This window comes from Micromonospora halophytica (assembly GCF_900090245.1).
Classification (GTDB): Bacteria; Actinomycetota; Actinomycetes; order Mycobacteriales; family Micromonosporaceae; genus Micromonospora; species Micromonospora halophytica.
The window spans coordinates 251,781-273,280 of sequence record NZ_FMDN01000006.1 but is presented as its reverse complement, the minus strand read 5'-3'; the positions used below and the strand labels follow the sequence as shown (position 1 = coordinate 273,280).

Sequence of the window (21,500 nt, the reverse complement as noted above, 5' to 3'; positions counted from 1 at the left end):
CGAGCGAGCGGGGCGGTAGGAAAGCGCTGATGGATCCGTTGAGCACCCTGTGGGAGACCTTCTTCGACACCGACTCCATGCGCGAGGCGCTGCCCGAGATGCTGACCGTCGGGCTGCCCAACACGCTGATCCTGGCGGTCTCCGCCGCCCTGCTCGGCTCGCTGCTGGGCATGCTGCTGGCCATCGCCGGCATCTCCCGTACCCGATGGTTGCGCTGGCCGGCGCGGGTCTACACCGACGTGTTCCGCGGCCTGCCCGCCGCGGCGACCATCCTGCTCATCGGCGTCGGCCTGGCGCCGCTGGGCATGGAGATCTGGGGGCCCAACCCGTACCCGCTGGGCATCCTGGCGCTGTCGCTGATCGCCGCCGCCTACATCGGTGAGATCTTCCGCGCCGGCATCCAGAGCGTGGAGGTGGCACAGCTGGAGGGGGCCCGCGCGCTCGGCTTCTCCTGGGGTGAGGCGATGCGCCTGGTGATCGTCCCGCAGGGCGTACGCCGGGTGCTGCCCGCCTGGGTGAACCAGCTGATCGCCCTGATCAAGGACTCCAGCCTGGTCTACTTCCTCGGCCTGCTGGCCAGTCAGCGAGAGTTGTTCCGGATCGGGCAGGACTACGCGGCGAACACCGGCAACCAGTCCGCGCTGCTGTTGGCCGGCCTGTTCTACCTGGCGCTGACCGTGCCGCTGACCCACGCGGTCAACTGGATCGACCGGCGGCTGCGCCAGGGCCGCACGGTGACCGTGCACCCGGACGACGACGGCGGGCCGGCAGCCCTGGCCGGCGAGAGCGCCCTGCCGCGGCCGAACCCGACCAGGAAGGACCCGCGATGACGGCCACCGCCACCACCACCTCGGTCAGCCTCGGCGTCCGCGACGTGCATCTGGCCTTCGGGGCCAACCGGGTGCTGCGCGGCGCCGACCTGGACGTCGCCTTTGGCGCCACCGCCTGCGTGATCGGCCCCTCCGGCTCCGGCAAGTCCACCCTGCTGCGCACCATCAACCGGCTCATCGAGCCGGACTCCGGCGACGTGCTGCTCGACGGGCGCAGCGTGCTGCGCGACGACCCGGACGCGCTGCGCCAGCGGATCGGCATGGTGTTCCAGCAGTTCAACCTCTTCCCGCACATGAGCGTGCTGCGCAACATCACCCTGGCGCTGCGCAAGCTCAAGAAGCTCTCCGAGGACGAGGCCGTCCAGCTCGCCCGGGCCCAGCTGGACCTCGTGGGGTTGGCCGCCAAGGCCGACTCCCGGCCGGCGCACCTGTCCGGCGGTCAGCAGCAGCGGGTGGCCATCGCCCGCGCGTTGGCCCTCCAACCACAGATCATGCTCTTCGACGAGGCCACCTCGGCGCTCGACCCGGAACTGGTCAAGGGCGTCCTCGCCCTGATGGCCGACCTGTCCGCCGGCGGCATGACCATGGTGGTGGTCACCCACGAGATGGGCTTCGCCCGCTCCGTCGCCGACACCGTCGCCTTCATGGACCACGGCGTGGTGCTGGAGGCCGGCGAGCCGGCCGCGATCTTCGAGGCCCCGGAGCACCCCCGGCTGCGCCGGTTCCTGTCCCAGGTGCTGTGACCGGCCGGATCGGCGCCGGTCCGCGCCGATAATGCCGGTATGCCACTGGACCGCTACGGCGTGCTCGTCGGGACGCTCACCGAGCACCACCGCGACCCTCCGGACGAGCAGGGCCGCTGGTTCCACGTCAACCTGACGGTCGCGGCGCCCACCGGCCACTACCGCTGTGCCGTGGACGTCGACAGCAAGCAGTCGGCGACCGGGGTGCAGTGGCGGCTGGTGACCCTGCCTCCGGACCTCCTCCCGACGCTCGGCACGTTGTCGACCGGCTACCACCCGCTGGCGACGACCTCGTCCTCGGGAGCGCTCGACTACATCCGGCATCCCGCGTTCCGGCTCACCGACGGCTGCCTGACCGCCCTGCTCCCCCGCCCGGTACGCCGGTGGCTGGCCGCCCGGGCGTGGTCGGCCGGATCCCACCTGGAGGCCGCCACGGCACTGGAGTCGATCCTGGTGCCCGGCGCCCGTACCGCGATCTTCGGCGAACCGTTCGAGCGCGGGCTGGGCATGCACAACATCCACCAAAATCAGGGCGATCCGGCCGGCTCGCAGTGGTGGGCGGAGAACGGGACCTGGCAGGACGGGGCCACCGTGGTGTTCCGGCCGGACGGTCGCTACGACGTGTTCCTGTCGAAGTTCACCTCCCAGTCGTACGAGACCGACGGTGCGGGACATCCGCGGTAGGTGCGGCGCGGTGCGCGGCGTTCCGCACCACGGCCGGCGGGCCGCCCGAGCTGTCGACCGGCGGCGGAGCCCGGGCAGGGGATCGCCGGCCAGGCGGTGCCGGCAACCGGCGCGACGGCCTCCGGTCGGGACAATGCGCTTGCCGGCGGGCGCCCGGGCGGCGAAGGTGGGCACTAACCGCGTACCGCGACGTCGAAGGGGGCGACCGTGGACCTGCGGACCGGTCTGGCGGAGGCCGCCCGGACGCCGGCCAGGGCGGTGGTGCTCGTCGAGGGCGTCAGCGACCAGGTCGCGATCGAGGTGCTGGCCGAGCGGACCGGTCGGCACCTGGACGGGGTCCGGGTGGTGCCGATGGGCGGCGTGACCAACATCGGCCACTTCCTGGAGCTGTTCGGCCCGCACGGGCTCGACGTCCGCATGTCGGGTCTCTGCGACGCCGGGGAAGCCTTCCACGTCCGTCGTAACCTGGCGCGCGCCGGACTGGGCACGGAGCTGGCGGCCGCCGGCTTCTCGGTCTGCGTCGTCGACCTCGAGGAGGAGCTGATCCGCGCCCACGGCACCGTCGGGGTGCTGGAGCTGGTCGAGGCGCACGGCGAGCTGGCCTCGTTCCGGCGCTTCCAGCGGCAGCCCGCGCAACGGCTCCGCCCCACCGACGCCCAGCTGCGGCGTTTCATCGGCACCCGCAGCGGCCGCAAGATCGAGTATGCCCGCCTGCTCACCGGATCACTCGACGCCGACCGCGTCCCCCGCCCGCTCGCGGAACTGCTGGACCGGCTCTGACGCCGGCGGCGGCACCTGTCGCCAGGGCGGGCAGCCCTCGCACGATGCCGCGCCGGTCGGCACGCCGACAGCAGCACCTGTCACGCCCTCGGCGGGCAGCGCTCGGGCCACGCCGCGCCGGTCGGCACCAACGGCCGATGCCGCCCCCGCTGGGCGGGAGCGGCATCGGCGGACGTGACGGGCGCGAGCGCCGTCAGGTCATGTCGTCGTAGCGGCGGTCGATCGGCGCGGGCGCGGCGACCGGCTCCGGTGCGGTGATCGGCCCGGAGTGACTCAGCTCCGGCGCGGCGGTCACCGGCTCGTCGTCGAGCTGCAACGGCGAGACCTCGTCGTCGGCGATGCCGGCATAGATCTCCTTGCCCCGCCCACGACGCTTGTCGTTGAGGAAGGCGACGCCTACCGCGGCGAAGTAGAGCGCGGAGAGGCAGATCGCCAGAGCGGTCATGCCGAACGGGTCCGGGGTCGGAGTGACCACCGCCGCGAAGGCGAAGAACACGAACACCGCCACCCGCCACCAGCTCAGCAGCTTCCGTCCGCTGGCCAGGCCGACGAAGTTGAGCATCAGCACGACCAACGGGAACTCGAACGCCACCCCGAACAGCATGATCAGGTTGGTGACGAACGAGATGTACCGGGTGATGTCCAGTGTGGTGGTGATGTCCCCGCCGCCGGAGATGTTGAGCAGGAACTCCAGCCCCTTGGCGGTGACGAAGTACGCCAGCACCGCGCCGGCGGCGAAGAGCGGGGCGGCCAGCGCCGTGAAGAAGTACGCGTACCGCCGCTCGTGCCGGTGCAGGCCCGGAGCGATGAACGCCCAGAGCTGGTAGAGCCAGACCGGCGCGGCGATGATCAGGCCGACCCAGAGGCCGACCTTCAACTGGAGCAGGAACAGGTCCGCCGGGCCGAGCTGGACGAAGTTGCACGACCCGTTGACCAGCCGCGCCTTCGGCAGGTCGCAGTACGGCTGCTGGAGCAGGTGCAGCACCGGGCCGGAGAGCCAGATGCCGAAGCCGAAGCCGACCAGGATCGCCAGCGAGGCGCGGAACAGGCGGTTACGCAGCTCACGGATGTGCTCTATGAGCGTCATGGACCCGTCGGCGGCCCGGGCGAAGTTGCTCGGGCCGCGCTTGCGGAGCGCGAAGGCCACGGTGTTCGGGCCCTTCGATCAGTTGTCGCGGACGCGCTGCACCGGGTCGACCGGCGGGGCGACCGGCTGCTGCGGAGCCTGCTGCGGGGCGTACTGCTGCTGCGGCTGGACGTACGGCTGCTGCACGTACTGCTGCTGCTGAGCCTGCGGCGGCAGCGGCTGGAAGCCGGCCTGCGCGTCGGCCTTCTCGGCCAGGTCCTTGTCGTCGTCGTGCAGGCTCTTGGTCTCCGCCTTGATGATCCGCAGCGAGCGGCCCAGCGAGCGGGCCGCGTCGGGGAGCCGCTTCGCGCCGAAGAGCAGGATCAGCACAACCACGAGTACGGCGATGTGCCACGGCTTGAGGGCACCCATGGGAAGCTCCAGTCGCTCTGTGTCGAAGGGTGTGTCGCCGCCCATCGTACGTGCGTCTCGGGCCGCTGCCACCCGCCGGGCCGCTGGTGACGCGGCCGGCCGGTGAAGTCTTGACCACCTGCGAGTGTCCCGTCAACCACCTACCGGCGCTCGGTGCTGCGCGAAACGGACGTCGATCGCGCAGATCGCGCGCGATTCACCGACCGCAGTCGATCATCTGCCGCGCTTGGCCTTGATCAGCTCGATCCGGTCCTGGGCGAGCTCGGCGCGCTGCTGCAACGCCTCCGCCCGTACCTGGAGCACCTCGGCGGCCTCGCGCAGCGCCTCCGCGTCGGCGTGGCGGCGCTGCAGGGCCACCGCCGCCCGGCGCAGCCGGGGCAGCCGCGCCATGACCGGCCGCACCGCCAGGGCCAGCACGACGAGCGCGAACAGCACCACCGCGAGCACGATCCACTTCACCACGGCGGTCAGCCTACTGGGTGACGGCCCCCACCGCCTGATCGGCCGACGGTGCCGCGCCGGCCGGTGTGGCGTACGCCGCCAGCGCGGCGGCGGCCTGGGCGCGGACCTGCTCGGCCAGCTCGACCGGGGCGAGCACGGTGACGTCCGGCCCGAGCCCGAGCACGAACCGGCGGGCCCAGCCCAGGTCGGTCACCCGCAGCGACACCAGCCAGTGGTCGCCGTCCACCTCCACCCGCTCGCACGGGTAGTACTCGGTGATCCACCGGTCGCCCCGACCGATCCGCAGGGTGATCAGCGGCAGGTCCGGCGAGGGACGGAACACGCCGTCGGTGAGGTCGTGCCGGCGGGCCTGCGGCGGCACGACGGCCGCCTCGTCGAGCTCGGCGACCGCGTCGATCCGGTCGGCGCGGAACAGCCGCACCCCCTCCGCCCGCCGGCACCACGCCTCCACGTACGCCCGGCCGGCCACCATGAGCATCCGCAGCGGGTCGATGGTCCGCTCGGTGGTCTCGTCCCGGGCCGCCGTGTAGTAGGTGATCCGCAGTGCCCGGCCGCGCTCGACGGCGGCGCTCAGCTCGCGCACCCGCTCGGTGTCGCCGGGCAGCCGCACCGCCACCGGCGCGCCCACCAGGTCTCCGGCCGCGCTCTCGATCTTCGCGAGCGCCCGCTCGACGGCCTCCCGGTTGGCCACCCCCGGGGTCTCCGCGAGCATCCGCAGGGCCACCACCAGCGCGAGCGCCTCGTCCGGGGTGAGCCGCAGCGGCCGGTCGATGCCCGCGTCGTAGGTGATGGTCACCCGGTCGCCGTCGAAGGCCATGTCGATCAGGTCACCGGGGCCGTACCCGGGCAGCCCGCAGACCCAGAGCAGTTCCAGGTCCTCGCGCAGCTGCCGCTCGGTGACGCCCAGGTCCCCGGCGGCCTCGGCGATCTCGATGCCGGGGCGGGCCAGCAGGTAGGGCACCAGGTTGAGCAGCCGGGCCAGCCGGTCGGCGGAGGCGCGTGAGCCGCCCTTCGCGGCCGGGCGGGTCACCGGGCACCCCCGGCCACGGCCAGATCCTCGTGCCGGGCGGCGATTTCCTTGAGCCGTTGGATCACCGCGTCGCGCACCTCCGGCGGATCCAGCACCCGCACGTCCGGGCCGTACCCGACGAGCTGACCGGCGAGGAAGTCCGGGTCGGCGTAGGGCAGGGTCAGCCGGTCCCCGGCGGGATCCGGCACTGTCCGCACCGCCCAGCGACGCAGGCCGGCGGCCCGGCCCGGGGCGGCCAGCACGGTGGCCCGGCCGGTCCGCTCCACCGGCCCGGACCAGCGGGCGACGTGGCTGATCAGATCCACCCCGGCCGGAGGTTCGTAACCTCCCGGCTCGCCGGTCACCCGCACGGCGCCCACCACCCGGGACAGCCGGAAACAACGGGTGGCGTCACGGTCCAGGTCGTGGCCGACCACGTACCACCGGCCACGCCAGCAGACCACCCCCCACGGCTGCAACCGGCGGCGGGTGGGGGCGTCCCGGTCGGGCACCCGGTAGTCGAAGTTGACCTGCCGCCGGTCGCGGGCGGCAGCGGTCAGCGGCGCGAACGCCGGGTCGACCGTGACCATGGGCTCCAGGCCCAGGGTGGCCTGCGGGTCGACGTCCACGCCCGCGGCGCGCAGCTTGGCCAGCCCGGAGGAGGCGGCGGCGGCCAGCCCGGCGTGCTGCCAGAGCCGCGCGGCGATGCCGACCGCGGCGGCCTCGTCCGGTTCGAGCGGGATGTCGGGCAGCGCGTACTCGCGGTGGGCGATCCGGTAGCCCGGCTCGGCGTCGAAGACGCTGGCCGTCCCGGTCTCCAGCGGGACGCCCAGCTCCCGCAGCTCGGCCTTGTCCCGCTCGAACTTGCGCTGGAAGGCCTCGTGCTCCTTGGGGTCGTCCGGATCGTGCTCGTAGCCGGGCACGGTCGCGGCGATCTGCGCGGCGGTCAGGAACCGTCGTGTGGACAGGAGACAGATCACCAGGTTGACCAGGCGTTCGGTGCGGTTCCGCGACACGGGTGAACGCTAGCAGCCCGCGCGGGCGACCCGTGCACCCGCGCGGGCGCGTCGTGCCGCCCGACACCACCCGACGGTGCCGGACCGTGTCAACCGGATGGACCCAGGGTGAGCCCCAGGTTGGAAGTCGAGGTCAGGACCGGGAGCGGCCCCGGACGTGGGCGGCGACCGTCGCGCCGATAGCGTGCCGGGCATGGTGCGATGGCGGTCCGGGACGGTGGCGGCGGTACGGCGACGGTGGGCCGGCGCCGTGGAACTCGACGTCGACCTGCCCGACGGGGGCGGCATGCGCGCCCTGGCCTACCCCGCGCTGGTCGGCGACCCGCAGCCCGGCGACCGGGTGCTGCTCAACGCGGGAGCCCTGCTGATGGGGCTCGGCACCGGCGGCTACGCCCTGGTCGTGGCGCTGCCCGACCGGCTCCCGCCGGACCCGCCGCAGGCCGGCGACACCCGCGACGCCGGGCACCTGGTCAAGGCCCGCTACACCCCGTTGCAGGCGATCATGCTCGGAGTGGACGAGGAGGCGTCCCCGCACCACGAACTGCTGGCCGGCGTGGACAGTCTGGACGGCCTGCCGGTGGTCACCGCCGACCTGCACTCGGCACTGCCGGCGATCGTGGCGGGCGTGCACGCCGACGCGCCGCAGGCGCGGGTGGCGTACCTGCTCACCGACGGTGGGGCGCTGCCGGCCTGGTTCTCCCGCACCCTCGACGGGCTGCGCGACCGGCTCGTCGGCACGGTCAGCGTCGGCCAGGCGTTCGGCGGCGACCTGGAGGCCACCACCGTGCACAGCGGCCTGCTCGCCGCCCGGCACGTGCTCCGCGCCGACGTCGCGATCGTCGCCCAGGGACCCGGCAACCTGGGCACCGGCACCCGCTGGGGCTTCTCCGGCGTCGGTGTGGGCGAGGCGGTCAACGCGGTCGCCACGCTGGGCGGGCGACCGGTCGGCTCGCTGCGGATCTCCGACGCCGACCCGCGCCCCCGGCACCGGGGCGTGTCGCACCACAGCCTCACCGCGTACGGCCGGGTGGCCCTCGCCCCGGCGGAGCTGGTGGTGCCCACCGGCCTGGACGTGGCACTGGCCGCCGAGGTGGACGCGGCGCTGGCGCCCCTCGCGGGGCGACACACGCTCGTCCGGGTGCCCACCGACGGCCTGGACGCGGCGCTGCGCGCCCTGCCGGTGACGCTGTCGACGATGGGCCGGGGCCTGGACGCCGACCACGCCTACTTCCTCGCCGCGGCGGCGGCCGGACGACACGCGGCGCGGCTCGCCCACTGAGCCCTGACCCGGGCCCGATGGACCCGGCACGCGCCGTAGCCGTGGGCCGCGATGTGCCCCCGACTCAGCCGAGCAGGAAGATCAGCGCCAGCCAGCCGCCGACGATGGCGATCAACGCGACCGCGAGCACCCAGGTCGGCACGGTGTACTCGCCCCGGCGGTTACGCTCGACTTCGGCGCGGATCTTCTCGCGGCGGCGCTCGATCCAGTTCAGCTTCTCGGTGCCGCCGCGCTCGCGGTCGGCCGGGTCGGAGGTCATCATCGCGACGCCAGCGTACCGGTGCGGCGGCGGCCGGTGCGCCGCGCACCGGCCGCCGCCGGCGTCTCACATGCTGGCGATCAGCCGCTCGACCCGCTCGTCGTACGCCCGGAACGGGTCCTTGCAGAGCACGGTGCGCTGGGCCTGGTCGTTGAGCTTCAGGTGCACCCAGTCGACGGTGAAGTCGCGCCGCTTCTCCTGGGCGTGCCGGATGAACTCGCCACGCAGCCGGGCCCGGGTGGTCTGCGGCGGGGTCTCCTTCGCCTCGAAGATCTCCGGGTCGGTGGCGACCCGGTCGACCTGGCCGCGCCGCTCCAGCAACCCGTACAGGCCCCGGCCGCGCCGCAGGTCGTGGTAGGCCAGGTCCATCTGGGCGACCCGGGGGTGCGACAGCGGCAGGTCGTGCTTGCGCTGGTAACGCTCGATGAGCCGCAGCTTGCTCACCCAGTCGATCTCCCGGGCCACCGGGTCCAGGTCACCGGTCTCGACCGCGCGCAGCACCCGGCCCCAGAGCTCCACCACCCGCTTGGCGGTCTGGTCGCCGCCCCGGCGCTCGACGAACTCGGTCGCCTTCGCCAGGTACTCCTGCTGGATCTCCAGGGCGCTGACCTCCTTGCCGGAGGCGAGCCGGACCTTGCGCCGCCCGGTGATGTCGTGCGACACCTCGCGGATCGCCCGGATCGGGTTCTCCAGGGTCAGGTCGCGCATCACCACCCCTGACTCGATCATCCGCAGCACGATGTCGGCGCTGCCCACCTTGAGCAGCGTGGTGACCTCGTTCATGTTCGAGTCGCCGACGATGACGTGCAGCCGCCGGTACCGCTCGGCGTCGGCGTGCGGCTCGTCGCGGGTGTTGATGATCGGGCGGCTGCGGGTGGTCGCCGAGGAGACGCCCTCCCAGATGTGCTCCGCCCGCTGGGACAGGCAGTAGACCGCCCCGCGCGGGGTCTGCAGCACCTTGCCCGCGCCGCAGATCAACTGCCGGGTGACCAGGAACGGGATGAGCACGTCGGCGAGCCGGCCGAACTCCCCGTGCCGGGAGACCAGGTAGTTCTCGTGGCAGCCGTACGAGTTGCCGGCCGAGTCGGTGTTGTTCTTGAACAGGTAGATCTCCCCGGCGATGCCCTCGTCGTGCAGCCGCTTCTCGGCGTCGATGAGCAGACCCTCCAGGATCCGTTCACCCGCGCGGTCGTGGGCGACCAGGTCGGTGACCGAGTCGCACTCGGGGGTGGCGTACTCGGGGTGCGAGCCCACGTCCAGGTAGAGCCGGGCCCCGTTGCGCAGGAACACGTTGCTCGACCGGCCCCACGACACGACGCGGCGGAAGAGGTACCGGGCGACCTCGTCAGGGGACAGCCGACGCTGCCCACGGTAGGTACAGGTGACGCCGTACTCGGTCTCAAGGCCGAAGATTCGCCGCTCCATGATGTGACATTAGCCGCCCGGGGGCCCCGATCGTCACGGTCACAGCACAGGTCGTGCGCTCCGGTCGATCAAATCCCGTCCGAGTATGACAAACCGTCCGTGCCCAGACTCGCCACGAACGTCCGGCAGGTCTGGTAGTCCGGCAGCAGGCCGGCCTCACGCGCCTGCGCCAGCGTCGGCGCGTCGGCGTCCCGGGCGGACAGCTGCGGGAACTCGGCCGGCCACTCGATGGCCAGCTCCGCATCGAGCGGGTGCACCCCGTGCTCGCCGGTCGGGTTGTAGGTGGTCGAGCAGAGGTAGTTCAGTGTCGCGTCGTCGGTCAGCGCGCAGAAGCCGTGCCCCAGCCCCTCGCTGAGGTACACCGCCCGCCGGTCGACGTCGTCGAGCCGGACGCTGTCCCAGTGGCCGAACGTGGGCGAGCCGACCCGCAGGTCCACCACCACGTCGAGCACCGCGCCCCGCACGCAGGTGATGTACTTCGCCTGCCCGGGCGGCACGTCGGCGAAGTGGATGCCGCGCACCACACCCCGGGCCGAGACCGACAGGTTGCCCTGCGCCAGACGCAGCGGGTGCCCGACCGTCTCGGCGAGGTGATCGAAGCGGTACCACTCCATGAACAGCCCGCGCGGGTCGCCGTGCTGCTGCGGGGTGATCTCCCAGGCGCCCTCGATGCCCAGCTCACGCATCTTCATCGCCCCGCCGCCTCGTTCTTCTCGGCCAGCAGGCCGAGCAGGTAGTCGCCGTAGCCGCTCTTGGTCAACGGCTCGGCCAGCTCGCGGAGCCGGTCGTCGTCGATCAGGCCGGCCCGCCAGCAGATCTCCTCGACGCAGCCGATCTTCATGCCCTGGCGCTCCTCGATCACCCGGACGAACTCGCCGGCCTGCATCATCGAGGTGAACGTGCCGGTGTCCAGCCAGGCGGTGCCCCGGTCCAGCACACTCACCGACAGCTCGCCGGCCACCCGGTACGCCTCGTTCACCGCGGTGATCTCCAGCTCGCCCCGGGCGCTGGGCTTGAGGTCACGGGCGATCCCGACCACCCGGTTGTCGTAGAAGTACAGCCCCGGCACGGCGTAGCGGGACTTCGGCTTCTCCGGCTTCTCCTCGATCGAGAGCACCCGGCCGTCGGCGTCGAAGTCGACCACGCCGTACGCCTCCGGGTTGGCCACCGGGTACGCGAACACCCGACCGCCGACCGGATCGCCGCCGGCGGCCAACTGCCGGCCCAGGCCGGCGCCGTGGAAGATGTTGTCGCCCAGGATCAGCGCCACCGACTCGTCGCCGATGAAGTCCGCGCCCAGCACGAACGCCTGCGCGATGCCCTCCGGGCGGGCCTGCGTGACGTACTCCAGCCGCAGGCCCCACTGGCTGCCGTCACCGAGCAGCCGCTGGAACTGGGCCTGGTCCTCCGGCGTGGTGATCACCAGGATCTCGCGCACACCGGACATCACCAGCGTCGACAGCGGGTAGTAGACCATCGGCTTGTCGAAGATCGGCATCAGCTGCTTGGAGACCGCCCGGGTGATCGGCCAGAGCCGGGACCCGGTGCCACCAGCGAGAAGGATTCCGCGCACCCGGCGAGACTACCTGCACCGGTGTGAACCGGACACCGGGGTCGCCGTCCCCCGGCTCTCCTGCGGATTCGCGTAGACTTCCGGACCCGTGAGGATTCTCGTCACCGGCGGAGCCGGATTCATCGGGTCGGAGTACGTACGGATGCTGCTGGGCGTGCCCGGCGGCGACGCGTCCGGCGTGCCCGCCGTCGAACCGGCCGCGGTGACCGTGCTGGACAAGCTGACCTATTCCGGCAACCTGGACAACCTCACCCCCGTCCGTGAGGATCCACGGCTGCGCTTCGTGCAGGGCGACATCTGCGACCCGGCGCTGGTCGACGAGGTCGTCGCCGGCCACGACGTGATCGTGCACTTCGCCGCCGAATCACACGTCGACCGCTCGATCGCCGGCGCCGCGCCGTTCGTCACCACCAACGTGCTGGGCACCCAGACGCTGCTCGACGCCGCCCTGCGGCACGGCACCGGCCGGTTCGTGCACGTCTCCACCGACGAGGTGTACGGCTCGATCGACTCCGGTTCCTGGACGGAGACCTGGCCGCTGTCGCCGAACTCTCCGTACTCGGCCTCGAAGGCCGGCTCGGACCTGCTCGCCCTGGCGTACCACCGCACCCACGGCATGGACGTGGTGGTCACCCGCTGCTCCAACAACTACGGGCCCTACCAGTTCCCGGAGAAGGTCATCCCGCTGTTCGTGACCAACCTGCTCGACGGCGGCACCGTCCCGCTCTACGGCGACGGCGGCAACGTCCGGGACTGGCTGCACGTGCACGACCACTGCCGGGGCATCGCCCTGGCGCAGCAGAAGGGCCGCGCCGGCGAGATCTACAACATCGGCGGCGGCACCGAGCTGACCAACAAGGAGCTCACCGGCCGGCTGCTGGACGCCTGCGGCGCCGACTGGGACCGGGTCGTCCCGGTCGCCGACCGCAAGGGTCACGACCGCCGCTACTCGCTGGACATCGGCAAGATCAATGCGGAGCTGGGGTACGCCCCGAGCATCGACCTGGACCGGGGCCTCGCCGAGACGGTGCGGTGGTACCGCGACAACCGGGCCTGGTGGGAGCCGCTGAAGGCGGCCAAGACCGCATGACGCGCGTCCTCGTCACCGGCGCGGGCGGCATGCTCGGGCAGGACCTGCTGGCCGTGCTGGGCAGCCGTTCCGACCTGACGGTGAGCGCCGCCACCCGCGCCGAGCTGGACGTCACCGACGCCGGGGCGGTCCGCGCCGCCGTCGCCGGGCACGACGTGGTGTTCAACACCGCCGCCTGGACCGACGTCGACGGCGCGGAGCGGGCCGAGGCCGCCGCCACCGCGGTCAACGGCGACGGCGTGGCGCACCTCGCCCGGGCCTGCGCCGACACCGGGGCCCGCCTGGTCCACGTCTCCACCGACTACGTCTTCCCCGGCAACGCCGACGCCCCGTACGCCGAGGACGCGCCGACCGACCCGATCAACGCGTACGGCCGCAGCAAGCTGGCCGGGGAGCGGGTCGTCGTCCGATTTCTCCCCGAAACCGGCTACGTGGTACGGACCGCGTGGCTCTACGGCACGCACGGCCCGAACTTCGTGGCCACCATGCTGCGCCTGGCCGGCCAGCGTGAGCACCTCGACGTGGTCGACGACCAGCAGGGCCAGCCCACCTGGTCGTACGCCCTGGCCACCCGACTGGTGGCGCTCGCCGACGCGGCGCTGGCCGGACGGGCCCCCGCCGGGATCTACCACGGCACCTGCTCCGGCCGCACCACCTGGTACGGGTTGGCCCGCGCCACGTTCGCCCTCGCCGGGCTCGACCCGCAGCGGATCCGCCCCACCACCAGCGACCGGTATCCGCGTCCGGCCCCCCGACCGGCGTACAGTGTGCTAGGGCACGACCGCTGGGCGGTGGCAGGTCTGCCGCCGCTGCCGGACTGGCACGACACGCTGTCCGACGCCTTCGCCTCCCCCACTCCACCCGCCCCGTGGAAGGACGCATGAAGCTCACCCTGGTCACCGGCCTGACCGGTCTGATCCTGCTCGTCACCATCGTCGAGCTGCTGCGTCGTCGGCAACTGCGCGAGAAGTACGGCATGCTCTGGCTCGCCGTCCTGCTGATCGTCGTCCCGCTGTCGCTGTTCCCCCGGCTGCTGGACAACGTGGCCGGCACGCTCGGCGTCGCCTCCGGTGTCAGCCTCGTGCTCTTCCTCGGCATCGTCTTCCTGCTGCTGGTGTGCGTGCACCTGAGCTGGGAGGTCAGCGCCCTGGAGGAGGAGACCCGCACCCTGGCCGAGGACTTCGCCCTGCTCCGCGCCGAGGTGGAGGCGGAACGGGCGGCCCGGACCGAATCAGCCCGAAACGAACTGGTGTCCCACGATGGTTAACGGCAAGCGCGTACTGATCATCATCCCCGCGCTCAACGAGTCCGGCTCCATCGCCGACGTCGTCGGCGAGGTCCGCGGCGAACTGCCCGGCGTCGACGTGCTGGTCGTCGACGACGGCTCCACCGACCGCACCGCCGCCGTGGCCGCCGCCGCCGGCGCCCGGGTCGCGAAGCTGCCGTACAACCTCGGCGTCGGCGGGGCCATGCGGCTCGGCTACCGGTACGCCCGGGACAACGGCTACGACGTCGCCATCCAGATCGACGCCGACGGCCAGCACGACCCGCGCTACGTGCCGAAGCTGGTCGACCAGCTCGACGAGGTCGACCTGGTCATCGGCGCCCGGTTCGCCGGCGAGGGCGACTACAGCGTCCGCGGCCCCCGCCGCTGGGCGATGGTCATGCTGTCCCTGGTGCTGTCCAGGGTCGCGAAGACGAAGCTCACCGACACCACCTCCGGCTTCCGGGCCGCCAACCGGCGAGTCATCGAAATGTTCGCCGGCTGGTACCCGGCCGAGTACCTCGGTGACACCGTCGAGACGCTGGTGCACACCGCCCGACGCGGCTACACGATCCGCCAGGTTCCGGTCGCCATGCGCAAGCGGATGGCCGGCACCCCCAGCCACTCCCCCGCCAAGGCCATGATCTACCTGGGCCGCGCCTTCGCCGTACTGACGCTCGCGCTCATCCGCCGGTGATGCGGCGCCTGCTGAACCTCGTCCCGCCCGGCACCCTCGCGGTGGGTGCCGGGCTGGCGCTGCTCGGGCTGGCCTCCTACGTCCACCTCGCGGTCGCCGGGCACAGCCTCACCGGGGCCGACTACTCCTCCCTGTCGGTACTCTGGTCGATCGTCTTCACCCTCGGCATCGGCGTGTTCCTCCCCGTCGAACAGGAGATCGCCCGGGTCGTCGCCACCCGCCGCAGCCAGGGGCTGCCCCCGGGGCCGGTGCTGACCCGCGGCACCGCCCTCGCCGCCGGTGCGCTCGCGCTCATGGTGGTGGTCCTGCTCGCCGGCCACGACCTGCTCGCCGACCGGCTCTTCGCCGGCGACGCCGCGATGGTCTGGGTGCTCATCGGCTCGCTCGCCGCCATGGCGGTGGCCTACACCACCCGGGGCGTCCTCTCCGGCCTGCAGCTCTTCGGCTGGTACGGCGGACAACTCGGCGTGGACGGCGGCCTGCGCATCGCCATGGTCGCCCTGCTCGGGCTCACCGGCGTCACCTCGCCCCTCTGGTACGGGCTGGTCCTGGTGATCGCCCCGCTGGTCGGCGTCCTGCTCACCCTGCCGCCGGTGCTGCGCGCCGTCGGTGGCGGCGTACCGGTGGCCTGGGGCGCCCTGCTGCGAGGGCTCGGCCTGCTCACCGTCTCCAGCCTGCTCTCCCAGGTCGTGGTCAACATCGGCGTGATCAACGTCCGGCTGCTCGACCCCTCCGACGTCGCCACCGCCGGGGCGCTGCTCTCCGCGCTGGTGCTGGTCCGCATCCCACTGTTCGTCTTCGCCTCCCTGCAGGCGTCCCTGCTGCCCGGCCTGGCCACCTCGGCCAGCACCGGCGACCTCGGCGGGTTCCACAACCTGCTGCGGCGGGCGCTCGGCATCGTCACCGCCCTCGGCGTGCTCGGCGCGGTCGGTGCCGTCGCCCTCGGCCCCTGGCTGGTCGGTGCCCTCTTCGACGCCTCCGACGTGCTCGGCCATGGCGACTTCGCCTGGTTGGCCGGGGCCACCCTCGCCTACCTGTGGGCGATGGTGCTCGGCCAGGGCCTGCTGGCCCTCGACCGGCACCGGGCCCAGGCCGTCGCCTGGACGATCGGCGTGGCCGCCCTGCTCGCCGTGACGCTCGCCCCGATGTCGATCGCGCTCCGCGTCGAGCTGGCCTACGCCGTCGGTTCCGTCGTGGTGGCCGCCACCATGGCGCTGCTGCTGCGCCGCGGCACCCCACCCCACCCCACCCCGACCCGGCCCCTCGACGAGGCCGTGGCGACCGGAGCTTCCGGAGGCATCCGATGACCCGCCCGCAGGTCTCCGCGGTGATGCTGGCCTACGGCGCCGAGCCGTACCTGGTCGACGCCGCCCGCGCCGTACTGGACAGCGCCGACGTCGAGATCGAGCTGATCGTGGTCGACAACGGCTGCACCGGCGACGGCATCGACATCGTCAAGGGCTTCCCCGGCGTCCGGGTGATCCGCCCCGAGGAGAACACCGGCTACTCCGGTGGCTGCCGGGTCGGCGCCGCCGAGGCGACCGGCGAGTGGCTGGCGTTCGTCAACTCCGACGCCGTCGTCGCCCCCGACGCGCTGGCCAAGGTCGTCGCCGTGGCCGGCGAACCGGGCGTCGGCGCCGCGATGGCCTCCATCCGGCTCGCCGACAACCCCGAGCTGATCAACACCTCCGGCAACCCGCTGCACTTCACCGGCCTCTCCTGGGCCGGCGGCAACGGCGAGCCGGCCAGCGCCCACGCCGTACGCACCACGGTCCCGTCGCTCAGCGGCTGCTGCTTCGTGATCAACCGGGCGCTCTGGCGGGAGCTGGACGGCTTCGCCGCCGAGTACTTCGCCTACCACGAGGACACCGAGCTCAGCCTGCGGCTCTGGCAGCGCAACCTGCGGCTGGAGTACGTCCCGGACGCCGTCGTGCGGCACCACTACGAGTTCTCCCGCAACGCCCTGAAGCTGTACCTGGTCGAACGCAACCGGCTGGTCACCCTGCTCACCGCGTACGAGACCCGCACCCTGGTCGTGCTCGCGCCCGTCCTGCTGCTCACCGAGGTGGCCATGCTCGCCGCCTCCCTCGCCGGCGGCTGGTCCCGGCAGAAGTTCAGGGGCTGGGGCTGGCTCTGGACCAACCGGGCCTGGCTGCGCGCCCGCCGCCGGCAACTGCAGGCCGAGCGGACCGTGCCCGACGGGATCATCGCCGAGCGGATGACCGCCACGGTCGCCCCGTCGAACGTCGACTCGCCACCCGGTATGGGCGTCTTCAACGCCGTCGCCGCCGGCTACTGGGCCCTGGCCCGGCCGCTGCTGCGCAAGCGCTGACCGTCTCCGCGAACGGCCGCCCCGGCAGGATCCGGGCGGCCGTTCGGCGTATCCCGGGCCGGGCGGGTCGCACCGGGCGGGGTCGGCCGGCCGGATCGCGCCGGCCGGGGCCGCCAGGCGGGGTCGCATCGGACGGCGGCACGCCCTGGGCTGGTTGGTGCCGGACGGCGACCCCGCCCGGGCGGGGTCGCGGCGTCGGGGGGCGTACACCCGTCGCGGCCGGCATGCGGCGCGAGCCGGCGGACCGGTCGGGCCCGGACACGCCGCAGGGGCCGGGGAAAATCCCCGACCCCCGTGGAGCTGAGGCTGTTACGCCTCCGGCTGCTCGTTCTGGTTGCCCTCCAGGTCCGCGGAGCCGGCGGAGGTGGTCGGCTTGTGCGCCTCCTCCGTCGGCACGGTCGGCGTCTTGGCCCGGCCGCCGGCCGGCGCGGCGTCGCCCGCCGCATCGCCGTCCAGCAGGGCGGTCAGCGCCGCCCCGGTGATCCGCCGGAAGGTACGGCCCACCCGGGCGCGGTCCAGGACCGCCACCTCCAGCTGGTTGGCCGCGATGGTGCGGGCGGCGCCGCCCTCACCGCCGACGGTGCTCAGCGCCCGCACGGCCACCCGCACCGCCTCGCTGAGCGACATGTCCGGCCGGTGGTCGGACTTGAGGACGTTGGTGATCGCCTCGGCCTGGCCACCCATCGCCATCCGGCCCGGCTCGTCGTTGACCGAGCCGTCGTAGGTGATGCGGTAGAGCTCGTCCTCCTCGGACGTAGCACCGACCTGCGCCACACAGATCTCCACCTCGAACGGCTTGGACTGCTCGGTGAAGATCGCGCCGAGGGTCTGCGCGAACGCGTTGGCCAGGGCGCGGCCGGTGACGTCGCGCCGGTCGTAGCTCAGGCCGTTCAGGTCGGCCATCCGCACGCCGGCACGGCGCAGGTTCTCGAACTCGTTGTACCGGCCGACGGCGGCGAAGCCGATCCGGTCGTAGATCTCACTGACCTTGTGCAGGGCGCTGGAGAGGTTCTCCGCGACGAAGAGCACCCCGCCGGAGTAGCTCAGGACCACCGCGCTACGGCCCCGGGCCACGCCCTTGCGGGCCAGCTCGGAGCGGTCGCGCATGATCTGCTCGGGCGAGGCGTAGAACTGCATGGCCACGGCGGCGGTTCTCCTTCGGGCGCTGTGCTGACGACTGCTGACTGGGTGGGTGGGAGCGGGGTCAGCCGCCCGGGTTCTCCATCCGCGCGGCGACGACCGACTCGGCGATCGACGCCGTCTCGGCGTCGGTGAGCCGGTGGGTGCCCTCGGCCGTCGCCGTCATCACCACCGGGTAGATCCGGCGGGTCAGGTCCGGCCCGCCGGTGGCGGTGTCGTCGTCGGCGGCGTCGTAGAGCGCCTCGACGGCCAGCCGGGTCGCGTCGTCGATCGACAGCCCCGCACGGAACCGCTTCTTCAGCGCCGACTTGGCGAAGAGCGAACCGGAGCCGATCGCGTCGTAGCCGGTCTCCTCGTACGGGCCACCGGTCACGTCGAAGCTGAAGATCCGACCCGCCCCGGCCGGGTCCTTCGCGGCCAGGTCGAAGCCGGCGAAGAGCGGGATCACCGCGAGGCCCTGCATGGCCGCGCCGAGGTTGCCCCGGATCATCGAGGCGAGCCGGTTGGCCTTGCCGTCGAGCGAGAGCATCGCGCCCTCGATCTTCTCGTAGTGCTCCAGCTCCACCTGGAACAGTCGCATCAGCTCGATGCCGATGCCGGCGGTGCCCGCGATGCCGACCAGCGAGTACGCGTCGGCCGGGTGCACCTTCTCGATGTCACGCTGGGCGATGAGGTTGCCCATGGTGGCCCGTCGGTCGCCGGCCATCACCACGCCACCGGCGGCCGAGATGGCCACGATGGTCGTCGCGTGCGGTGCCATGTCGGCGGCCATGCCCGGCGGCAGCGGCCGACGGCCGGGCAGCATCTCGGGGGCCACCCGGCTCAGGAACGTAGTGAAGGAGGACGTCCCCGCGTTGGTGAACACATCTGGTAGACGCCCGGATGGATCAAAACCCGCTGCCACGTGGTTCCTCTCAGGTACGTGATCGCCCTGGCCAGCCTCATGGGACTGTCACGGGACTGGCCAAGACCACCGTTGCAGTTGAAGCAGAGTATCCCGCGCACCCAGCCGGTGCGATGATCGTGGTCCAGATGTCGGGGATCTTCCCCGCCGCAGATCCCGCAGACGCCGCCCTGCTCGGTCAGGAGGTCCTGGAACTCCTTCTCGCCGACGCCGTAACGGCGGCGCAGGTGATACTCGCGGCTGCCGCCGTGCAGACGAAGCTTGCTCTCCTTGCCCTTCTCGTTGTGACAGGGCTTGCAACAGCGGCCGTAGCCGCCCCGGCCGGCCCGGTTACCCGGGAAGTCCGCGAGCGCCTTGGTCTCACCGCACGTGGGACAGCGGCGGTGACCGTCCGGCACCACCGGCATGTCGCGCACCTCCCGACCGTGCTCTTCCTTCAGCCGCTTTGCGTAGCTCGCCTTCGAACGAAGGCTGAAGCAGGGTTTGCAGTAGCTGCCGCGACCGTCAGGCCGACGACTGTTGGCGCAGAACTCATCGAGGGGCTTCCACTCATCGCAGTCGCGACAACGGCGGAGGCCGTCCCGATCATCAAGAGGCCGAGGCATGTCCGGTTTGCCCGGCTATTACCTACTGGCCCCCTTTCTGCACGTAGCCCCTGACAAATTCCTCGGCGTTCTCCTCCAGGACGGAGTCGATCTCGTCGAGCAGGTCGTCGACGTCCTCGGTGATCTCGGCGTGCCGCTCGGCGACCTCCGGGTTCGCCTCGGTGGTGACGTCCTCGATCTCCTCGCCCTGACGGGCCTTGCCCGACTGCGACTGCCCGCCGCTGTCACGAGTGGCCATGGCTGCCTCCTCCACGATCGTCTCCGATGAACTTACCTCGCCTGAGCGACGAAAAGCCCGTCGCGCGCCGGCTTGCGGCACCCGACGGGCTCCATCGGTGGCCGATCAGCCGCCGGTCAGCGTCTCCAGCAGGTCCTTGGCGCTCTCGCAGCGGTCGAAGAGGGCACCGACGTGTTTGCGGGTGCCCCGCTCCGGCTCCATCATCGGCACCCGTACCAGCGACTCGCGGCCGATGTCGAAGATCACCGAGTCCCAGCTCGCCGCCACCACCTCGGAGGCGTACTGGGCGAGGCAGCGGCCCCGGAAGTAGGCCCGGGTGTCCTCCGGCGGCTCCACCATCGCGGTGCGGGTCTGCTCGTCGTCGAGCAACGTCTTCATCGAACCGCGCGACACCAGCCGGTGGTAGAGGCCCTTCTCCGGGCGTACGTCGGAGTACTGCAGGTCGACCAGCTGGAGCTTGTGCGAGCCCCAGCCCAACTTCTCCCGCTCCCGGTAGCCCTCCAGCAGGCGCAGCTTGGCCACCCAGTCCAGCTCGTCGGCGCAGAGGAACGCGTCGCGGCCGAGCCGGTCCAGCACGCTTTCCCAACGGTCGAGCACGTCGGCGGTCTGCGCGTCCACATCGACGCCGTACCGGTCGTCCACGAAGGACCGGACCCGCTCCAGGTACGCCCACTGGACGTCCAGGGCGGTCAGCCGGCGGCCGTCGCGCATCCGCATGAGGTGCTTGAGCGACGGGTCGTGGCTGACCGCGCGCAACTCGCTGACCGGATCGGCGATGCCGAGGTCGGCTCCGAGCGCCTTCTCCTCGATCATGGTGAGGATCAGCGCCGTGGTGCCGACCTTCAGGTAGGTGGAGATCTCCGACAGGTTGGCGTCGCCGATGATGACGTGCAGCCGGCGGTACTTGTCGGCGTCGGCGTGCGGCTCATCGCGGGTGTTGATGATGGGGCGCTTCAGGGTCGTCTCCAACCCCACCTCGACCTCGAAGAAGTCGGCCCGCTGCGAGATCTGGAAGCCGCTGGTGCCGCCGTCCTGGCCGATACCGACCCGGCCGGCGCCGCAGACGATCTGCCGGGTGACGAAGAACGGCGTCAGGTACGCCACGATGTCGGCGAACGGCGTCTGCCGCCGCATGAGGTAGTTCTCGTGCGCGCCGTAGCTGGCGCCCTTGTTGTCGGTGTTGTTCTTGTAGAGGTGGATGGGCTGGGTGCCCGGGATGGTGGCGGCGCGGCGGGCCGCCTCGGCCATCACCCGCTCCCCCGCCTTGTCCCAGCGGACGAGGTCCAGCGGGTTGGTCACCTCCGGGGTGGAGTACTCCGGGTGCGCGTGGTCGACGTACAGCCGCGCGCCGTTGGTGAGTATCACGTTGGCCAGGCCGAGATCCTCGTCGGCGAGCGCCTCGGCGGGGTCGTACGCGGCGCCGGAGTAGGTGAAGCCGCGTGCGTCGCGCAGCGGCGATTCCTCCTCGTAGTCCCAGCGGGCGCGGCCGCCCCGGTTGAGTTCCGGACGCGCCCCGTAGGCGTTGACCACCTGCGAGGAGGTGACCATCGGGTTGGCTCCGGCCTGGCTGGGCACGGAGATGCCGTACTCGACCTCGGTGCCCATGATTCGTCTGACGCTCATCGACCTACCTGCTCCGCTCGGCCCAACCCGGTCCCCCGTCCACGTCGAG

At 72.2% G+C, this 21,500-nt stretch carries 25 protein-coding genes; 11 read left to right on the top strand and 14 right to left on the bottom strand.

Annotation, left to right across the window (positions count from 1 at the left end; all coding sequences use genetic code 11):
* The first annotated feature begins 29 nt into the window (after window positions 1-29).
* From GA0070560_RS12070 to GA0070560_RS12055, 4 genes are all read left to right on the top strand, one after another.
* Window positions 30-830 (top strand): amino acid ABC transporter permease, encoded by an 801-nt coding sequence (locus GA0070560_RS12070; RefSeq protein WP_091294918.1) that lies wholly within the window; start codon window positions 30-32, stop codon window positions 828-830.
* A complete protein-coding gene (locus GA0070560_RS12065) occupies window positions 827-1,573 on the top strand; it encodes an amino acid ABC transporter ATP-binding protein (RefSeq protein ID WP_091294915.1) in 747 nt (248 codons plus the stop codon). Before GA0070560_RS12070 ends, GA0070560_RS12065 begins: the two co-directional genes overlap by 4 nt.
* Before the next feature lie 39 nt (window positions 1,574-1,612).
* Entirely contained in the window at window positions 1,613-2,257 is a 645-nt protein-coding gene (locus GA0070560_RS12060; RefSeq protein WP_091294911.1) for a DUF2278 family protein, read from the top strand.
* Window positions 2,258-2,464: 207 nt separating this feature from the next.
* Window positions 2,465-3,037, top strand: a complete 573-nt coding sequence (locus tag GA0070560_RS12055) for an ATP-dependent endonuclease (protein ID WP_245675477.1) — start codon at window positions 2,465-2,467, stop codon at window positions 3,035-3,037.
* A 193-nt stretch (window positions 3,038-3,230) separates the two neighbouring features.
* Here the strand turns inward: GA0070560_RS12055 and tatC are convergent, their stop codons facing one another.
* The 5 genes from tatC to GA0070560_RS12030 form a co-directional block, all read right to left on the bottom strand.
* Window positions 3,231-4,184, bottom strand: coding sequence for a twin-arginine translocase subunit TatC (gene tatC / locus GA0070560_RS12050; RefSeq protein WP_091294908.1), 954 nt, complete (start codon window positions 4,182-4,184; stop codon window positions 3,231-3,233).
* 18 nt (window positions 4,185-4,202) lie between these two features.
* The gene (gene tatA / locus GA0070560_RS12045; RefSeq protein WP_091294906.1) at window positions 4,203-4,535 is read right to left on the bottom strand and encodes a Sec-independent protein translocase subunit TatA; all 333 of its coding nucleotides are present in this window, start codon (window positions 4,533-4,535) and stop codon (window positions 4,203-4,205) included.
* A 213-nt stretch (window positions 4,536-4,748) separates the two neighbouring features.
* A complete protein-coding gene (locus GA0070560_RS12040) occupies window positions 4,749-4,997 on the bottom strand; it encodes a hypothetical protein (protein ID WP_091294903.1) in 249 nt (82 codons plus the stop codon).
* A gap of 10 nt (window positions 4,998-5,007) precedes the next feature.
* Entirely contained in the window at window positions 5,008-6,027 is a 1,020-nt protein-coding gene (locus GA0070560_RS12035) for a helix-turn-helix transcriptional regulator (protein WP_091294900.1), read from the bottom strand.
* Window positions 6,024-7,022 (bottom strand): helix-turn-helix transcriptional regulator, encoded by a 999-nt coding sequence (locus GA0070560_RS12030; protein ID WP_091294897.1) that lies wholly within the window; start codon window positions 7,020-7,022, stop codon window positions 6,024-6,026. The genes GA0070560_RS12035 and GA0070560_RS12030 overlap by 4 nt, the downstream gene beginning before the upstream one ends.
* Before the next feature lie 193 nt (window positions 7,023-7,215).
* Here GA0070560_RS12030 and GA0070560_RS12025 point away from each other — a divergent pair, with 193 nt between their 5' ends.
* Complete coding sequence (locus GA0070560_RS12025; protein ID WP_091294894.1) at window positions 7,216-8,301, top strand: DUF3866 family protein; 1,086 nt, start codon at window positions 7,216-7,218, stop codon at window positions 8,299-8,301.
* A gap of 64 nt (window positions 8,302-8,365) precedes the next feature.
* On the opposite strand, the gene GA0070560_RS12020 is transcribed toward GA0070560_RS12025, so the two are convergent.
* The 4 genes from GA0070560_RS12020 to rfbA form a co-directional block, all read right to left on the bottom strand.
* A complete protein-coding gene (locus GA0070560_RS12020) occupies window positions 8,366-8,563 on the bottom strand; it encodes a hypothetical protein (RefSeq protein WP_088979720.1) in 198 nt (65 codons plus the stop codon).
* A 63-nt stretch (window positions 8,564-8,626) separates the two neighbouring features.
* A complete protein-coding gene (gene pafA / locus GA0070560_RS12015) occupies window positions 8,627-9,985 on the bottom strand; it encodes a Pup--protein ligase (RefSeq protein WP_091294892.1) in 1,359 nt (452 codons plus the stop codon).
* 68 nt (window positions 9,986-10,053) lie between these two features.
* Entirely contained in the window at window positions 10,054-10,677 is a 624-nt protein-coding gene (locus tag GA0070560_RS12010) for a dTDP-4-dehydrorhamnose 3,5-epimerase family protein (protein ID WP_091294888.1), read from the bottom strand.
* A complete protein-coding gene (gene rfbA, locus GA0070560_RS12005) occupies window positions 10,674-11,558 on the bottom strand; it encodes a glucose-1-phosphate thymidylyltransferase RfbA (protein WP_091294885.1) in 885 nt (294 codons plus the stop codon). The genes GA0070560_RS12010 and rfbA overlap by 4 nt, the downstream gene beginning before the upstream one ends.
* An 88-nt stretch (window positions 11,559-11,646) precedes the next feature.
* Here rfbA and rfbB point away from each other — a divergent pair, with 88 nt between their 5' ends.
* Genes rfbB through GA0070560_RS11975 form a run of 6 tightly spaced genes read left to right on the top strand, consistent with a single transcriptional unit; the run spans window position 11,647 to window position 16,941 of the window.
* Window positions 11,647-12,648, top strand: a complete 1,002-nt coding sequence (rfbB, locus tag GA0070560_RS12000) for a dTDP-glucose 4,6-dehydratase (protein WP_091294881.1) — start codon at window positions 11,647-11,649, stop codon at window positions 12,646-12,648.
* Window positions 12,645-13,532 (top strand): dTDP-4-dehydrorhamnose reductase, encoded by an 888-nt coding sequence (gene rfbD, locus GA0070560_RS11995; protein ID WP_091294879.1) that lies wholly within the window; start codon window positions 12,645-12,647, stop codon window positions 13,530-13,532. Before rfbB ends, rfbD begins: the two co-directional genes overlap by 4 nt.
* Complete coding sequence (locus GA0070560_RS11990; protein ID WP_091294877.1) at window positions 13,529-13,915, top strand: DUF2304 domain-containing protein; 387 nt, start codon at window positions 13,529-13,531, stop codon at window positions 13,913-13,915. Before rfbD ends, GA0070560_RS11990 begins: the two co-directional genes overlap by 4 nt.
* A complete protein-coding gene (locus tag GA0070560_RS11985; RefSeq protein ID WP_091294874.1) occupies window positions 13,908-14,609 on the top strand; it encodes a glycosyltransferase family 2 protein in 702 nt (233 codons plus the stop codon). The genes GA0070560_RS11990 and GA0070560_RS11985 overlap by 8 nt, the downstream gene beginning before the upstream one ends.
* A complete protein-coding gene (locus GA0070560_RS11980) occupies window positions 14,609-15,916 on the top strand; it encodes a lipopolysaccharide biosynthesis protein (protein ID WP_245675476.1) in 1,308 nt (435 codons plus the stop codon). The genes GA0070560_RS11985 and GA0070560_RS11980 overlap by 1 nt, the downstream gene beginning before the upstream one ends.
* A complete protein-coding gene (locus GA0070560_RS11975; protein WP_091294872.1) occupies window positions 15,913-16,941 on the top strand; it encodes a glycosyltransferase family 2 protein in 1,029 nt (342 codons plus the stop codon). The genes GA0070560_RS11980 and GA0070560_RS11975 overlap by 4 nt, the downstream gene beginning before the upstream one ends.
* 309 nt (window positions 16,942-17,250) lie before the next feature.
* Here the strand turns inward: GA0070560_RS11975 and prcA are convergent, their stop codons facing one another.
* The 5 genes from prcA to dop form a co-directional block, all read right to left on the bottom strand.
* A complete protein-coding gene (gene prcA, locus GA0070560_RS11970; RefSeq protein WP_091294870.1) occupies window positions 17,251-18,084 on the bottom strand; it encodes a proteasome subunit alpha in 834 nt (277 codons plus the stop codon).
* A 61-nt stretch (window positions 18,085-18,145) separates the two neighbouring features.
* Window positions 18,146-18,985, bottom strand: a complete 840-nt coding sequence (gene prcB / locus GA0070560_RS11965) for a proteasome subunit beta (protein WP_170839372.1) — start codon at window positions 18,983-18,985, stop codon at window positions 18,146-18,148.
* Window positions 18,904-19,392 carry an endonuclease VII domain-containing protein gene (locus GA0070560_RS11960; protein WP_091295062.1) on the bottom strand — a complete coding sequence of 163 codons (489 nt, stop codon included), beginning with the start codon at window positions 19,390-19,392 and terminating at the stop codon, window positions 18,904-18,906. Before GA0070560_RS11960 ends, prcB begins: the two co-directional genes overlap by 82 nt.
* Window positions 19,393-19,612: 220 nt before the next feature.
* Entirely contained in the window at window positions 19,613-19,828 is a 216-nt protein-coding gene (locus GA0070560_RS11955; RefSeq protein ID WP_074477166.1) for a ubiquitin-like protein Pup, read from the bottom strand.
* A 105-nt stretch (window positions 19,829-19,933) separates the two neighbouring features.
* Window positions 19,934-21,451 (bottom strand): depupylase/deamidase Dop, encoded by a 1,518-nt coding sequence (gene dop, locus GA0070560_RS11950; RefSeq protein ID WP_091294865.1) that lies wholly within the window; start codon window positions 21,449-21,451, stop codon window positions 19,934-19,936.
* Between the last annotated feature and the right edge of the window lie 49 nt (window positions 21,452-21,500).

Excerpts from the sequence above, each read along its gene's own strand:
- GA0070560_RS12070 (WP_091294918.1), top strand. The coding sequence starts at position 30 with ATGGATCCGTTGAGCACCCTGTGGGAGACCTTCTTCGACACCGACTCC.
- GA0070560_RS12065 (WP_091294915.1), top strand. The coding sequence starts at position 827 with ATGACGGCCACCGCCACCACCACCTCGGTCAGCCTCGGCGTCCGCGAC.
- GA0070560_RS12060 (WP_091294911.1), top strand. The coding sequence starts at position 1,613 with ATGCCACTGGACCGCTACGGCGTGCTCGTCGGGACGCTCACCGAGCAC.
- tatA (WP_091294906.1), bottom strand. The coding sequence starts at position 4,535 with ATGGGTGCCCTCAAGCCGTGGCACATCGCCGTACTCGTGGTTGTGCTG.
- GA0070560_RS12025 (WP_091294894.1), top strand. The coding sequence starts at position 7,216 with ATGGTGCGATGGCGGTCCGGGACGGTGGCGGCGGTACGGCGACGGTGG.
- GA0070560_RS12020 (WP_088979720.1), bottom strand. The coding sequence starts at position 8,563 with ATGATGACCTCCGACCCGGCCGACCGCGAGCGCGGCGGCACCGAGAAG.
- pafA (WP_091294892.1), bottom strand. The coding sequence starts at position 9,985 with ATGGAGCGGCGAATCTTCGGCCTTGAGACCGAGTACGGCGTCACCTGT.
- GA0070560_RS12010 (WP_091294888.1), bottom strand. The coding sequence starts at position 10,677 with ATGAAGATGCGTGAGCTGGGCATCGAGGGCGCCTGGGAGATCACCCCG.
- rfbD (WP_091294879.1), top strand. The coding sequence starts at position 12,645 with ATGACGCGCGTCCTCGTCACCGGCGCGGGCGGCATGCTCGGGCAGGAC.
- GA0070560_RS11990 (WP_091294877.1), top strand. The coding sequence starts at position 13,529 with ATGAAGCTCACCCTGGTCACCGGCCTGACCGGTCTGATCCTGCTCGTC.
- GA0070560_RS11985 (WP_091294874.1), top strand. The coding sequence starts at position 13,908 with ATGGTTAACGGCAAGCGCGTACTGATCATCATCCCCGCGCTCAACGAG.
- GA0070560_RS11980 (WP_245675476.1), top strand. The coding sequence starts at position 14,609 with ATGCGGCGCCTGCTGAACCTCGTCCCGCCCGGCACCCTCGCGGTGGGT.
- GA0070560_RS11975 (WP_091294872.1), top strand. The coding sequence starts at position 15,913 with ATGACCCGCCCGCAGGTCTCCGCGGTGATGCTGGCCTACGGCGCCGAG.
- GA0070560_RS11960 (WP_091295062.1), bottom strand. The coding sequence starts at position 19,392 with ATGCCGGTGGTGCCGGACGGTCACCGCCGCTGTCCCACGTGCGGTGAG.
- GA0070560_RS11955 (WP_074477166.1), bottom strand. The coding sequence starts at position 19,828 with ATGGCCACTCGTGACAGCGGCGGGCAGTCGCAGTCGGGCAAGGCCCGT.
- dop (WP_091294865.1), bottom strand. The coding sequence starts at position 21,451 with ATGAGCGTCAGACGAATCATGGGCACCGAGGTCGAGTACGGCATCTCC.